Source organism: Streptomyces puniciscabiei, assembly GCF_006715785.1.
Taxonomy (GTDB): domain Bacteria; phylum Actinomycetota; class Actinomycetes; order Streptomycetales; family Streptomycetaceae; genus Streptomyces; species Streptomyces puniciscabiei.
Map to the genome: position 1 here is coordinate 2,764,260 of NZ_VFNX01000001.1, position 14,216 is coordinate 2,778,475.

At 70.0% G+C, this 14,216-nt stretch carries 14 protein-coding genes; 7 read left to right on the forward strand and 7 right to left on the reverse strand.

Annotated elements, in window-relative coordinates; translation table 11 throughout:
* Positions 1–288: 288 nt before the first annotated feature.
* The 6 genes from FB563_RS12580 to FB563_RS12605 all read left to right on the forward strand — a co-directional run bounded on the left by FB563_RS12580 (position 289) and on the right by FB563_RS12605 (position 6,371).
* Positions 289–1,221, forward strand: a complete 933-nt coding sequence (locus tag FB563_RS12580) for a hypothetical protein (protein ID WP_055704508.1) — start codon at positions 289–291, stop codon at positions 1,219–1,221.
* Positions 1,218–1,919 carry an ATP-binding protein gene (locus tag FB563_RS12585; RefSeq protein WP_004928356.1) on the forward strand — a complete coding sequence of 234 codons (702 nt, stop codon included), beginning with the start codon at positions 1,218–1,220 and terminating at the stop codon, positions 1,917–1,919. The genes FB563_RS12580 and FB563_RS12585 overlap by 4 nt, the downstream gene beginning before the upstream one ends.
* Before the next feature lie 232 nt (positions 1,920–2,151).
* Positions 2,152–3,438 carry a hypothetical protein gene (locus tag FB563_RS12590; RefSeq protein ID WP_199832730.1) on the forward strand — a complete coding sequence of 429 codons (1,287 nt, stop codon included), beginning with the start codon at positions 2,152–2,154 and terminating at the stop codon, positions 3,436–3,438.
* 357 nt (positions 3,439–3,795) lie between these two features.
* Positions 3,796–4,149 carry a plasmid mobilization protein gene (locus tag FB563_RS12595; RefSeq protein WP_234357596.1) on the forward strand — a complete coding sequence of 118 codons (354 nt, stop codon included), beginning with the start codon at positions 3,796–3,798 and terminating at the stop codon, positions 4,147–4,149.
* Positions 4,146–5,882 carry a relaxase/mobilization nuclease domain-containing protein gene (locus tag FB563_RS12600; RefSeq protein ID WP_055704512.1) on the forward strand — a complete coding sequence of 579 codons (1,737 nt, stop codon included), beginning with the start codon at positions 4,146–4,148 and terminating at the stop codon, positions 5,880–5,882. Before FB563_RS12595 ends, FB563_RS12600 begins: the two co-directional genes overlap by 4 nt.
* Positions 5,883–5,990: 108 nt before the next feature.
* On the forward strand, positions 5,991–6,371 hold the full coding sequence (locus tag FB563_RS12605; RefSeq protein ID WP_055704513.1) for a hypothetical protein: 381 nt from the start codon (positions 5,991–5,993) through the stop codon (positions 6,369–6,371).
* Positions 6,372–6,540: 169 nt separating this feature from the next.
* Here FB563_RS12605 and FB563_RS12610 read toward each other — a convergent pair whose 3' ends face one another.
* Positions 6,541–7,362: an SPDY domain-containing protein gene (locus FB563_RS12610; protein WP_055704514.1), complete on the reverse strand. Its 822-nt coding sequence runs from the start codon at positions 7,360–7,362 to the stop codon at positions 6,541–6,543.
* Between the two features lie 165 nt (positions 7,363–7,527).
* Positions 7,528–7,881 (reverse strand): SPDY domain-containing protein, encoded by a 354-nt coding sequence (locus FB563_RS12615; RefSeq protein ID WP_055704515.1) that lies wholly within the window; start codon positions 7,879–7,881, stop codon positions 7,528–7,530.
* A gap of 192 nt (positions 7,882–8,073) precedes the next feature.
* On the opposite strand from FB563_RS12615, the gene FB563_RS12620 reads away from it, so the two are divergent.
* Positions 8,074–8,778, forward strand: coding sequence for a nucleotidyltransferase domain-containing protein (locus FB563_RS12620; protein WP_055704516.1), 705 nt, complete (start codon positions 8,074–8,076; stop codon positions 8,776–8,778).
* Positions 8,779–8,826: 48 nt separating this feature from the next.
* Here FB563_RS12620 and FB563_RS12625 read toward each other — a convergent pair whose 3' ends face one another.
* From FB563_RS12625 to FB563_RS12645, 5 genes are all read right to left on the reverse strand, one after another.
* Positions 8,827–9,780 carry an FAD-dependent oxidoreductase gene (locus FB563_RS12625; RefSeq protein ID WP_055704517.1) on the reverse strand — a complete coding sequence of 318 codons (954 nt, stop codon included), beginning with the start codon at positions 9,778–9,780 and terminating at the stop codon, positions 8,827–8,829.
* Positions 9,781–9,888: 108 nt separating this feature from the next.
* Positions 9,889–10,104 (reverse strand): hypothetical protein, encoded by a 216-nt coding sequence (locus FB563_RS12630; RefSeq protein WP_055704563.1) that lies wholly within the window; start codon positions 10,102–10,104, stop codon positions 9,889–9,891.
* Between the two features lie 216 nt (positions 10,105–10,320).
* The gene (locus FB563_RS12635) at positions 10,321–11,016 is read right to left on the reverse strand and encodes a restriction endonuclease (protein ID WP_055704518.1); all 696 of its coding nucleotides are present in this window, start codon (positions 11,014–11,016) and stop codon (positions 10,321–10,323) included.
* Between the two features lie 322 nt (positions 11,017–11,338).
* Entirely contained in the window at positions 11,339–12,865 is a 1,527-nt protein-coding gene (locus FB563_RS12640; RefSeq protein ID WP_055704519.1) for an amino acid permease, read from the reverse strand.
* A gap of 45 nt (positions 12,866–12,910) precedes the next feature.
* On the reverse strand, positions 12,911–13,777 hold the full coding sequence (locus FB563_RS12645; protein ID WP_234357597.1) for a hypothetical protein: 867 nt from the start codon (positions 13,775–13,777) through the stop codon (positions 12,911–12,913).
* Positions 13,778–14,216 lie beyond the last annotated feature (439 nt).

The following is a 14,216-nucleotide window of genomic DNA, read 5'->3' on the forward strand; positions in this document are numbered from 1 at the left end:
ATGCGGCGCAACTATTTGGTCAACCGCCGATCGTGCCCTACCGTTTTCGCACCGCCCTCGCCGACTCGATTCCAGCGGCATTTCTGCCGTGAGAGATTGCGCCGGATAGGGCTGGACTTGCGCGACCTGGGTGTGGCTATGTTGACGACACCCCGGAAAGCGCGAGCGGCCATCAACGCTCCCGCGTCAACGGCCAGACATTCCACGCCCCTTCACGCCCGACCGCCCCCGACCGACGGTGAACCGTGGGCACCCAGCCCACCGGCCACCGAGTGAGGACCGCCCCTCTTGGCACGAATCCGCACCATCAAGCCGGAAGCATTCGTCTCCGAGTCCCTGGCCGCCGTCTCCCTGACCGCCGAGCGCACCTTCTTCGGCCTGCTCACCCAGGCTGACGACCAGGGCCGGCACCGCGACCACGCCGCGATCATCGCCGGGCAGCTGTGGGTACTGCGCCCGGAACACACGCCTGGCGCTGTCGAGCAGGACCTCGCCCAGCTCGCCGACGCCGGGCTGATATGCCGGTACAAGGGCCCGGGCGACAAGCGCTACCTGCACATCGTCACCTGGCGGCAGCATCAGAAGATCAATCGCCCCAGCGCGAGCCGTCTTCCTCCGTGCCCGCACCACGACACGCAGGCTCGCACCGCGCCAGGCGTCGATGCGTCGGCTGCGGGGGCTGGCATCACGGAGCCCGCACCGCAGCCTCACGGAGCCCTCCGTGAGGGCTCCGGGCGAATACGCGAGCCTGCGGTGATTCCGGTCACCTATGACGAAATAGCAGGTCAGGGCGATTTCGGTGAGTCCTCCGTGAGGCAGCGAGGAGGGCTCAGTGAGGGAGCGGTGACGCCTCACGGTACGGATCTAGGACCTAGGATCATGGATCTAGGAGATACCCCTTCGGGGGGCGCGAGCGCCCCCGCACCCCACGCCGTCTCGGCCAGCGACCTCATCGCCGAGTACGCCGCCGCGTGCACACACCGTCCGCCCAAGGACGTCCTTGGCCATCTCGCTCGCGAGGTGCGCAAGCTGCTCGGCGAGGGCATCGCCCCCGCCCACATCCGGGCCGGCCTAGAACGGCACCGCGCCAAGGGCCTGCATCCCAGCACTCTGCCGAGCCTCGTGCACGAGGCCATGAACGCGGCCCCCGCCGCGCCGGTTGTCCACAGGGCGTGGACAAACCCCGCCGATGTCGAAGCCGCCTACGGAGGTGACCTCTGACCGCCACCCTCACCCGCGAGCCCCACCGGGTCGGCCCGCTCGCCGACCGGCTCAACGGCATCCTTGCCAGTCGCGGCATCGACCTCGCCACCGCCGCCGTCGAGGAAGGGCACGTCGAGCCCGTCACCGCGCTGGAACTCGCCGACGCCAGGATCCCCGCCCGCTACCGCCGAGCCCTGGCCGACCACCCGAAGGTCACCGCCTGGGCCGACGAGATCGCCCGCGCCGGACGCCCCGGCCCCGGTGGGCCGGGCATCGCTGAGGGCCCGTCGCTGCTGATCGCCGGCCCCACGGGCACGGGCAAGACGTACCAGGCGTACGGCGCCATCCGCACCCTGCTCGCCCAAGGGGTCCGTCTGCGCTGGGAAGCGACCACCACCGCCGACTTCCACGCGCGCCTGCGCCCCCGCGCCGGCCACGACGCCGAACGGGAGCTGCAGACCCTGGCGCGCTGCCCGCTGCTGTTCCTGGACGACCTCGGCGCGGCCAAGACCAGCGAATGGACCGAGGAGCTGACCTACCGGCTCATCAACCACCGGTACGAGCACATGCTCCCAACACTCATCACCACCAACCTTCCGATGGAGCAGCTGCGCGTCACCCTCGGTGACCGCGTCGCCTCCCGCCTCGCCGAGATGACGGAGCGCGTCATCCTCGACGGCCCCGACCGACGACGCCGCACAGCGCCCGCCGCCTGACTGGCCGCCTCAGCGCCCTCACCTGGCCGGCCCCGCCGCATCACCTGCGCTCACACCAGCCCTGCCCGCGCCAGCCACTCGCGTAGGCGGTTGCTCAGCGCTCCGTCGATTCGCCCTTCGCCCTCAATCCTCGACGCCTTGGAGCCCCCTCCTGCCTCCTCTCAGCCCCGTCCCCCTCGCCATACGGATCAGCGGCACGCCGCTTCTCCCTGACTGGGCCACGTCCCCGGTGATGACCGTGGCGCTCCTCGTCCCGCCCGTGCTACTCGGCCTGCTCGCCGGATGGCTGTTCCGCCAGCAGCGCCGCCGGCGGCATCACACCAACCGCTGGCGTGGGACCGCCGCGGTGCCGGTCGCGGCCGTGGCCGCGCTCGGCTGTACCGCATACAGCGCGGACACCAGCTGGCGGTTCGCCGCCGACTACCTCGACATGGGCGGCACCGCCGAGCGCGTCGCGATGTTCGCCGCCGCCGAGCTGGCCCTGTTCGCCACCGCACTGATGGCCCGGCAGAACCTCAACGGCCCGAAGCAGGCCCCCGGCCTGCCCGGCACCCTCACCTGGGTCATCACCACCGTCCAGGTTCTGCCCGCCTACGCCGAGTCCGGGCCGGTCGGCGGCACCGTGCGGGCCTTCGTCGGCCCGGTCATGGCCGCGATGCTCTGGCACCTGGCCATGGGCATCGAGCTACGCCATCGCGCCCCCGACGCCGCCTCACGCGGCCTGGCCGCCGTCCTCGTCCGCCAGGCACGCGAACGCCTCCTGGCTCGCCTCGACATCGCCGACCAGGACGCCGATGCCGCCCGCCTCATCCGCGACCGCGCACTGAGCGAAGCCGTCGCCCTCATCCTGCGCGCCGAGTCGATGACTGACCAGCAGCGCGGCAAGCGGCGGCAACGACGCCTGGCAGAACGCCTGTACGAAGCCCTCGAACGGGCCGGCGTCGACGGCGACCCGCTCCAGGACGAACTGCTCCTGCGCAAGCTCGCCACCCGCAAGCAGGCCCTCAGCCTCGCCACCATCACGCTGCCACCGCGCTGGGAGGTCCCGGCCTCCAACCCCGCCCGGGCATCCGGGCACAGCCGCCCACGCTCCAGCCGCCCGACACAACTGCCACGGGCAGAGGAAACTGCCCGCCCGCACCCGTCAGATCCGGGGGACGACGAGGTCCCTCCGGCTGCCCGCCCGCAGCCTGCTCGCCCGGCGCGCGGGCTGCCCGCACGGGCAGAAACTGAAGACAGCCGGGCGCTCACGGGCAACAACTCGGGCAGCCCTTCGGGCAGGCACGAACGGAAACCGGCTGCCCGGAAGAAGCGCGACGCGGGCAAAGCCCGTGCCTCCGACGAGGTCATCCTCAAGCACGCTCGCCGCATCCACGAGGAGACCGGCAGCGTCGGACGCGACCGGGTCGAGGACGCCCTGCGCGCCGCCGGCTACACCGTCTCCAGCGACGGCGTCGGACGAGTCGTCCGCGAGTTCAAGGCCCAGCTCAAAGCTGCCGCCAGCGATCCACCCCGCTGATCCCCGCAGCACCAACACTCCCAACCACACCCCGACCAGAAAGGCCCCATGCACACCCCGCATCACCACGAGCCCAGCACCTGCGAGGAATCCCTGCCGATCACCTCTGCCCCATCGGCAGCAAGTTGGTGCAGGAGCATTGCTCCTGTCGGGAGCAATGCTCCTGCCTCTCCCCCGTCGGCAGCGGCGGGAGCGGATCAGCACCGGGAGGCGCCGATCCGTCAGGATGCGACCGAGGGCGGATCGCATCCTGAGAGGGAAGAACCGCGTCCCTGCCACAGCACCGACTGCGCTCACGCTGCCCCGTCGACGCCCCGTGTGCAGCAACGTGAACGTCTGCGTGATGAGAAGAAGCGTGTGCACCAGCCCAGCTGCCGCATGAACGACGACGAGTACCAACTCCTCCTCCGGGCAGCCGCCGTGTGCCACATGAGCGTGGCCGGGTTCCTTGCCCGCTCGGCTCTCAACGCTGCCCGCGACCTCGACCGCACCGCCGCGGACATCGCGGGCGAGAAAGAGATGCTGCAGGAGCTGTTCGCGCTGCGGCGGCACCTCGGGCAGATCGGCAACAACCTCAACCAGGTTGCCAAAGCGCTGAACTCCGGAGCCGACGCCCCGCAGGCCGAGGCGGTCCTCGCCGCCGTCCAACGCGCCGCCAAGCGGGTCGACGCCTTCACCCAGCAGCACCTGGACAACAGGACGGCTGCGTGATCCCGCGTGTCCACGCCAGGGGCGCACGCACCATCGGCCTGCTCCACTACCTGTACGGGCCCGGCACGCATGAGGAGCACGTCGACCCGCACCTGGTGGCCGCCTGGGACGGTCTTGCCCCCGATCCCGGCCGAGACCCCGGCGCCACGTACGGCGATCTCCAGCGGCTGCTCGACCAACCGGTTATGGCCCTGCCCGAGAGCCGACGGCCCGCCGAGCACGTGTGGCACCTGTCGGTACGCGCCGCCCCCGAAGACCCGATCCTGTCGGACGAGCAGTGGGGCGAGATAGCCCGCAGGATGGTCGCCGCAACCGGTATCGCCCCCGACGGCGACGACGCCGCCTGCCGCTGGTCGGCCGTCCGGCACGCCGACGACCACATCCACATCATCGCCACCATCGTCCGCGAGGACGGCCGCCAGGCCCGCCTCCGCCAGGACGGCAAACGCTCCCAAGCAGAAGCCCGCAAGATCGAGATCGACTACGGGCTGCGCCGCCTCCACGTCGGCGACGGCACCGCCGCCCAGCGGCCTACCAGCGCCGAACGCCACAAGGCAGAGCGGGAAGGCCGGGAGCGTACCGCGCGGGAGGAGCTGCGGGAGACCGTGCGCCGCGCCGTTGCTGGCACGGCTTCCACGGAGGAGTTCTTCGACCGCCTGGCCGCCGCCGGCCTGCTCATCCGCAAACGCGTCGCGCCCTCCGGTGATCTGCTCGGCTACAAGGTCGCGCTGCCCGACGACCGCAACAAGGACGGAGATCCGGTCTTCTACTCCGGCTCGAAACTTGCACCCGACCTGTCCCTGCCCCGCATCCGCGAACGCTGGACGCTTCCCGCAGAGCCCGCTTCGGCAGACGGCTCCGAGCCGGAGCAGCCCGCCCTGCCGGACGTGACCGGCCCCGCGTTCGCGCGGCGCCGGGCCACCTCCGCTACCTGGCAGGCCCTGCTGATCATCGACCACGGCGACGACGGCACGGCAGCGGCCCAGATCGCCGCAGCGGGGGAAATCCTCGACGCACTCGCCAAGACATCCGCCGCCCAAACCCGCGCTGAGCTGCGCGAGGCGGCGTTCGTGTTCGAGCGGGCGAGCCGCTCCCACGTGAAGGCTGTACGTGGACACGACCGCGTCCTGCGCCAGGCCGCTCGCGACCTCGTCCGCAGCGGGCCCGCCCTGGGCCGAGGGGAAGACGGCGCCACCACCGCCATGCTCATCGACATGGCCTTCTTCCTCGCCATCGCCGCGGCGAACTGGCATGCAAAGAGGGAGCACGCGCAGCAGGCCGCCGCAGCCCAGCAGGCAGCCGAACACCTTCGGGCAGCCTACGAAACCGCCGCAGCCCAGCCCATGGCCACCCTCCGACAGCGAGGCCAGCGCCTGACTCCCCGTGTTCGGCAGCGGCAAGCCGAGCTTCTCCAGCAAGTCCTGCCGGATCTGGCCGAACGCATCCGTGCCGAGGCCGGCTGGGCTGCCTTGGCCGCCACCCTCGACGACGTCCGGAAGGCCGGCCATGACCCGGCGGTTTTGCTGAGCGACGCCGCCCGACGACGCGAACTCGATACCGCCGACTCCATCAGCGACGTCCTCGTATGGCGCCTACGCCGCAGCGCCCACCTGCTGGCCCTACCCGCAAGGCCCGACGGAACGGCCGCCCCAGGCACTCGGCGCACTGCACCCCCGGCGCCCGCCACGCGACCGGCCAACAGCGCCGTAACCGACCCCAGCCGTCGGCGCTGACCAGCGGAAAACGGGCGGAACATAGCCGACGATCGGCGGTTGGGCAAACCGCCGATTCTCCGGATCATTGATGCCCCCACCCACCCCACTCCTGTGAGGAGCACCCGTATGCCCACAAGCCAAGCCCGACCCGAGATCGTCGTCCTGCTCTGCGACGCGGACATCAAGCGCAAGCGTGAAACCAAAACGTGGAACCACCTCGACGGGCGCCCGTTCAGCAAGGAGGAACGGGCCCTCGTCCTCAGTGCCACCCGCGTCGAGTTCGAAGAGATACAGGAGCAGTTCAAGCGATACCGGGAGTACCGACGCACCATGGACGAAGCTCCGGATGCTCTGGAGCGCTTCCTGGCCCCGTTCATGGAGCGGCTCGCCGAGAAGAAGCTTGGCAACGCCGTCGAGCTCATGAACGAGGAGGAGCGAGCCGAACTCGATCACCTCCTCGGGCTCATCGTCGAACCAGTCCGTCCCTTCGCCCCGTACGCCTTCTGAGCCTGGGCCCCCGCGCCGGCGCTTACCCAACGCGCTGGTGAGTGGCTCCCGCGACCGAGCCGGCATCTGGCACAGAGGCGTGTGCGTTCCAGGCGATAACCGGTAGCAAGCAGCACGAAGCCGGGCTTCTCCCCGAGGGGAGGCCCGGCTTCCATGCGTTGGATGGCCCTCAGCTGGCTGGAGCGCGCAGGAGCCGGTCGCGTGTGCTCTCCGGCAGCACCCGGCGCAGGACCGGTGCGCTGGAGCTGAGGGAGTCAGCGAAGGCGGCGACGAGGTCGTGCGGCACGCTGCTGCTGAACGACGCGGCCCACAGGTAGCCGCCGCCGAGCACCGGCTCGGCCCACGCCTGCCACCCGGCCAGAGCCGCCTCATCCGCCTCAGCCACCAGCGCGAGCGGGTCGCCATCCTGGATGAGGGGCGGCACCTCACCAAGGCGGATGTGGGAGGCGAACATCGGATCCACCGCGCCCAACCCGGGCTGGTCGACGTCACGCAGCCAACCGTGCGCCGTTACCGCGTCGAGGACCAGCTCGGGGCCACCACACGGCACGGCGGGCTGATCGCGGGCGTCGAGCGCGGCAAGGAAGCCGGCGAGGATCTCCCCCGGGACATCGGGGGTGAAGTAGGCCGACCAGTGGGCGAGCGGACTGCTCGGGTCCGTACGAGCGGACACTTGCCAGGCGATCGGCAGGTTCCCCAGGTGGAACGGCTCGTCCGGCAGGACCCACTGCGCCCACCGCAGGGAGTCGGGGCCGATGTGCAGGACAGTGCTGCGCAGGACCTGACGGTCCTCCGGCGCCTCGTCAGGCTCCTGGCGCCCGCGGACGAGCGTCAAGCTAGTCCAACCCAGGTTGGCGAGCGTGTCGGCGACGGCGTCGTAGAGGCGTCCGTCGTCACCGGCCAAGTGCCGGGGACCGACCCAGTACGCGGACGGGGCGCAGGCCGGAGCGGGTGGATCGATCGGGAAATCGGGATGCAGGAGCGCCTCCAAGGGGCTGGGGGCTGGGGCTTGATGCCGCCAGCGGTGCGTGCAACTGGATGGACGAGCCGGACTGGCCTTCCGGCGACCTCGGGTGGCAGATGCCGGGCTACCCCGTCTCGCCCTCACCAGGCAGACGACAGGTTCCCCCAGGGCGCCGACTCGAGCCTCTGGCTGTCACACCCGCCGGGAGGTCTCCAGCACGCAAGCGACTGCCGCAGCGACGACGTCCGCTGGCGTCTCGGTGTCGAAGGACATCTGGTAGCCGCGCACCTTGGCCGTACCGGTGACGGCGATCTTCCACCCCTCGCCGTCGGTACCAGGGCGGCCGGACGGAAACCATCCGAGATAGAAGGATCCATCCTTCGAGTTGACGTGTACGTCCGCGCGGTCGTCGACGACCAGGTGGAAGTCGGCGGCGGAGAACTGATCCATCACGAGCGTGGCCTGGCCCGGTCCGAGCAGCCACTCACGCAGCCGCAGGGCCTCGACGCTGGTGGAGAATCCGGGGCCCTGGGGTGCCGCAGTCACGAGCAATCACCTCTTTGACCTGGTGTTTTTGCGAGAAGGTCGTCCAGATTCACATGCCCTTGCGGCGCTGACCAGTCATTCGTGGATCTTTGCTGTCTGCCCCCGGCGAACTGAGACGCAGAGCGCGAGACCTCGCTGTCCAGCCACGGAAAACGGCGTGCGCCCGGTGGGGGCAGTGCGGATAGTTGCCGCATGGATGCGATACAGGCCGCACGCGCCGTCGTAGATGAACAGCACCCCGAAGCGCGCGCCGCGTTCCTGGGCGGCAGCGTCGTGACAGGCCGCCGCACGGCCATGTCGGACCTCGACATCGTGGTCCTGCTCCACGGAGCCCCAGCCCCCTACCGGGCGAGCCTCCGGTACGCCGGCTGGCCGGTGGAGATGTTCGTGCACACCGAGGCGACGTGGCACGCCTACGTCGAACGGGAGTTGCGCAAGCGCCGGTCACCGCTGCTGTGGATGTGTGCCGACGGGCTGCTGCTCTTCGACACCGATGGACTCGGAGCCCGGCTCGCCGCACAGTCCCGGAAGCTGACCGCCGCAGGACCGCCCCCGGTGTCGGCGGAAGAGATCGATGATCGCCGCTACGCGATCACCGACCTTCTGGACGACCTCGCGGGAAGCGACGACCAGAGTGAGCGTCTGTTCATCGCGACCGAGCTGGTCCGACGCAGCGGTGAGCTGGCACTGGCCGTTGGCGGTTCGTGGGGTGGCGGTGGGAAGTGGCTGGCACGCCGTCTGGAGACGACCGCGCCAGGGCTCAGCGCACGCCTCCACCACGGCCTACAGGAGGTCCTGGACGGGACAGTAGAGACCCTCGTGGCCGTCGTGGACGAGGTGCTCGGGCAGGCCGGTGGCCGGTTGTGGGCTGGCTACAAGCGTGTCGGGGCGCCGTGAGCGATCACGCGCTGCGGACGTCGCAACCTCCGTTCTTCCACGTGCAGATCACTTGACGGAGAGCAACACCCGAACCTCCTCGGCGCACCCCCACGACAGCGTGACGCCGGCGCCTCCGTGCCCGTAGTTGTGCACGACCACGGTGCCGTCCTCCCCCACCTCTTCCTCCACGCGGACCGTGGCGCGGGTCGGTCGAGCGCCGACCCGGTGCTCCAGTACACGGGCCTCGGCGAGGCGGGGCTCGACCTCGGCACAGCGGGCGAGGATGCCAGCCGCCGCCTTGTCGTCGGGAGCCAGAGCGCCTTCGCCGTCGATCGCTGTGCCGCCCAGGACGACAGTGTCGCCGTGGGGGTAGAAGCACAGGAGGTCCGGGGAAAGACCGGTGTCCTCGGAGAAGAACTCGGTCAGCCCGGGGTTCGTGACGACGACGTGCTGACCGCGGATGGGCCGGAGGTCAGGGTCCGGAACCAGGTCGCGCGCCCCGAGGCCCGCGCAGTTGACGACCGCCAAAGCCGGACCGGCGTCCGAGAGCGAAGTCAGCCGTCGCTGCTCGACCACACCGCCGGCATCGCGGAGCCGGCGCAGGAGGTAGTCGAGGTAGGTGGGCATGTCGATCAGCGGCACGGTGAACCGGTAGCCCGCCGTGAACCCGGCCGGTAGTTCGGCCCGCTCGCATGGCCGGAAACCCGGCAAAGTGGTGGCCCAGTCCGGCGCGGCTTCGGCCGTGCGGGATGCCTCGATGCCACTGGTGAGCCGGACGCCCGTCGCCGGGTCCTGGGCCAGCTCCCGGAAGATCTCCAAGGACCGTTGTCCCCACTGGTCGACCTTGTCCTTCGGTTCGACCAGGTAAGGCCCCCACATCGCCCCGGCCGCCAGCGACGTGACCCCTGGCACCTGCTCGGCGATCACGTGCACCGAAGTCCCGGCCTCGGCGAGAACGACGGCCGTGGTGAGTCCAGCCACCCCAGCCCCGACAACGACAACGCGCTCCCCTGCGGTCATGAACACGACCTTAACGGCCGGGTCACATCGATGAGGGACGCCTGTGGGGCCAGCAAGAGGCTGCCTACGTCAGGCTGGCCTCATCTGTGTCGCTGAACCGCTGAGGGATCAGGGGCTACCGGTCTGCGACAGGCTGCGGGCGAGCTGGCCCACGGCGTTGAGGATGCCTTGCCCGAAGCTGGTGGGTGCGATCAGTACGCCGAACACCAGCACGATGACCACGGTCAGCTTCTCATCGAACCGGCTTCGGGCATGCGTGGGTCGGCGCAGCCGCACAATGATGACGACAGCAAGTAGAACCGCCACGTTGATGCTCAGAACCACCTGGCCACCCCTCCCGCGCACAACACTCTGACGTCCCGCCTTCCTGCGTAGGCGGAACTCGACAGCACCACGTTTCGATCACCAGTGATTGGCGACGGAGTGCCTAGGCAATGGCTGGATCGGGGCAGCGAACAGCAGCGTCACCTGCCCCATTCACAGCCCGGGGCGGAGGAGCCACGGCCCTCGGCTCCGTCGCATGCCGCCCTGCCCTGCGCGTCAAGACAGGGCGGTGGGGCGGCGCGGCGGGGGAATGCGGTCCAGCAGGTCCCACAGCGGTCGGGAGCCGGCCGCCCATTCGCGCAGCAGACGGCGGTCGACGAGGTGTATCCGGTGTTCCGCGCCCCAGGGGATGGCCTTGGAGGAGAAGCGGCCGTTGGTGAGCACGACCGCGACGTCCGCTCCGTGGATCTGCCGTGCGGTGCCGTTGACCTGCTGCAGGACACCGACGCCGACGGCGGAGCCGCGGTCTCCGTCCCGGCGGTGCTTGCACTGGATGGCCCAGACGCGCCCCATGGGATCGACGGCGCGTACGTCGCAGGCGTTGTCGCCGGCACCGCCGAGCTGCTCCGCCTGGCAGCCGTCCCGTCGCATCAGGTCCCGTATGGCGAACTCGAACGCGCGGTGGTCCAGGGCGTCCAGCTCCGCGATCCGCATCCGCAGGGCGCGCGCACGCACGCGCTCCCACTCGGCCCGCTGCCGCGCCTGCTGCAGCCAGAGGCCACCGGCCACCGCGGCGACCACGGCCGCGATGAGAATGATCCACCAGTGCACCAGCAGCCAGTGCACAACGGTGATCACCAACCCGATCCCCAGGACGACAACCCCCAGCAGGGCCAGCTGGTCGTCCTGCTTCTTGGAACGGCGGGCCGGTCGGCGCCGCGCAGAACGTCGCGCCGGGCGCCAGCCGCTCATCGGGCCGACCCCGGCTCAACCGGCAGGCTGTGTGCTGCAAGCCGGGCGACGTCCCTTATCGGGACAGCGGCCCGCTCGCACGCCTCCATCCGTACTGCCACGAAGTAACTCCCCCCTATTCACAGGCTGTTGACGATCCCCGCGCAGGTTATGAGAGCACGCACCACTGACAGCGGGTCGAGATACGATCACCTGGAGTGAGGGCTTTTCAGTCAGCATGGGCTGCTGCCCGCTGCGGCTGAGCACCGACGACCAGCGGGTTTCGGCGCCCGGCCGACACGCTTCGGCCGATTCGCGGCAAGCGCCGAATCCGCCGCTTCTCTCAGCGGACGCCGGCCCTCCCGCCGGCATCCGCCCGACCCGGCGTGGAGTTGCGCGGGTGCGCAGGGTTGAGGAACCACTTGCGCGCGGAGGCTAGCCACCAGATGCCGCAGAAGGCGATGACGACGCCGACCGCGACAGGGGCGTAGTTGAAGGTGCGCGCGGTGACGGGCGAGGTCTGCGGCAGCATGAACAGCACGGTGATCACCAGGACCCAGGCGACGGCGATCGTGCCGACGAGGGGGGACCAGGAGCTGAGGTGCCAGGGGCCGCGCTCGAACCGCTCGCCCTGGCGGAGCCGGAGGTAGGTCGGGATGACGTAGGCGATGTACAGGCCGATGGTCGCGATCGACGTGACCGCCGCGTACGCGGTGGTGTTCCACAGGTAGGGCAGGCCGAGGGCGAAGGCGCCGCCGGTGGCGAGCCATACGGCGTTGGTGGGCGTGCGTGTGGCGGGGTTCAGCTGGTGCCAGACCTTGGAGAAGGGCAGGGCGCCGTCGCGGGAGAAGGCGTAGATCATGCGGGAGTTGGCGGTGACGGAGGCCATGCCGCAGAAGAGCTGGGCGACGATGACGACCAGCAGCAGCCACTTGCCGGCTGCCGCGCCGAGGGCGTCCATGAGGATCTGCGCCGGGGGCACCCCGGTCCCGGAGGCGAGTGCGCCGGCGTAGGACTGGATGGCGTAGGTGAAGCCGAACAGCAGGATGAAGCCGGCGGCGAGGGAGACGAGGATCGAGCGGACGATGCCCTTGGGGCCGGCGGTGGAGGCGTCGATGGTCTCCTCGGTCATGTGGGCGGAGGCGTCGTAGCCGGTGAAGGTGTACTGCGCCATCAGCAGTCCGATCAGCACCACGTAGGTGCTGGAGGAGAAGCCGGTGTTGTTGACGAACTCACCGAAGACGAAGCCGGTCGACCGGTGGTGGTCGGGCACGAGCACCAGGGCGCCGCAGATCACGACGACGCCCAGGACGTGCCACCAGATGGACACCTCGTTGAGGAAGGCGACGATGCGGACCCCGAAGGTGTTCAGCACGCCGTGCAGGACGAGGATGATCCCGAACAGCGCAATGGTGTGACCGGGCGTGGCCGCGAAGCCGAACTCAAGGTCGAGCAGCGCGTTGAGGAAGGTCGCGGCGCCGAAGTCGACGCCCGCGGTCACCGCTATCTGGCCCAGGGCGTTGAACCAGCCGGTGAACCACGCCCACGCCGCGGCCGTTCTCGCGGGGGCCATGCGGTGCGCCCAGAAGTACAGGCCGGCACTGGTCGGGTAGGAGGAACAGACCTCGGCCATCGACAAGCCGACCAACAAGGTCATCAGGCCGACGAACAGCCAGCCCCACATGATCACAGTCGGGCCGCCGGTGTTCATGCCGTAGCCGTACAGGGTCATGCAGCCCGACAGGATCGAGATGATCGTGAAGCTGACCCCGAAGTTGGCCCTGCCGGACATCGAGCGGGAGAGAGTCTGCTGGTAGCCGAGCTCTTTCAGGCGTTCCTCGTCGGAGACACGGGAGACGTCAAGAGGCATGGAGGTGCCGTCCTTCGTACATCGGAGGGGGTGGTGTCAGGGTGGTCAGGGGTGCCGGCGTCGCGGCGGGCTGTAGGCCCAGGCTCGGTGCCGCAGGAACAGGTCTTCGGCCTGACCGCAGTAGGACCAGGGGACGCGGGTGGCATAGGGGCCGATCGCGTCGAAGACCTCCGCCGCTTCGCTGTGGCGGTTGGCGAACGACAGAGCGTGCGCCAGGTAGTTGGCGTCATCGGCAAAGCAGGCGTGCGGGCCAGGCGCGCGGTAGCGCCACCAGCGTTCCAGCACGGGGTCGATCTGCGGGCAGTCGATCCAGGGATGGATGGTCAGCCCGTACGCCGTCCGGTCGCGCTCCTGACGGGACCGGTGGGCCTCGGCGATCACGACCAGGGGCAGGACCGCGATCGGCAGCCCCTGCGGGGCGATGGACGCCTGCTCCTCGGCCCACCACATCGCCTCCCCGGGCCGACCGTGGTACCGCTGGAACAGATAGGTGACGACTTCGTGGTGGGCCTCGCGGTTCCACGGGTCACGGTGCTTGATCTCCGCCCACACATGCCGCAGGGTCGCCCGGTCCGGTGCGTGCGTCCGCAGCAACGCGAGCATCACCACCAGGGGCGCGACGTCGTGCGGCCACACCTCCAGCGCGGTGCGGCAGGTGGCCCACGCTTCGTGCATCAGTGACTGGCCGCCGTTCCGTCCGGCGATCATCGCGCGAAGGGCTTGTACGTTCGCGAGGAGGGCCAGTGCGTGCGGCGAGCGCGGTTCCGCCTTCGCCCAGGTGTCGGCGAACCGCAGCCGCGCACCCGCCTCGGCGAGAACCTGGAGGCGGAAGATCCGCCGGTCCCAGTCCGCGCCGGTCGAGGCCAGCATCTGCTGCGGGCCCTCCCAGCGGCCCATGGAGGCGTCTTCCAAGGCCCGCCGCAGTGTTTCGTCACCCCGTGCCGGGTGTGTGTCGAGGGGCTCTCTGGTTCTCATCCTTTCTTGTGGCCGCCCATCCTCCGCTGGCCGTAGCGGTCGTACCGGCGGACCGTACGCTTGGAGGCGATTGGTCCAGAGCTATCGATGCCGAGAGCGAGTGACGGGGCGCTGATCATGGGACTGTGGACCTCCTGTGATGACGCGGGGGGCTTTCCCTGGAACCCGGTTTGGTCACCGTCACGCAGCAGCTCGCCCCGAGGGTGGTACAAGCGCCCGACACCAGAGCGGTCATCTGCCGACGCGGTACTTCACCTCGCTGGCAGCGCAGAGAGCGGCGAGCTCGTCGAAGCCGTGGTGCAGCACGGCACCGAAGCGCCCGACGGTGTGGGGAGGCGCGGAAGAGCCGCTCGGCGAGGTGGATGGCCGGGGCCAC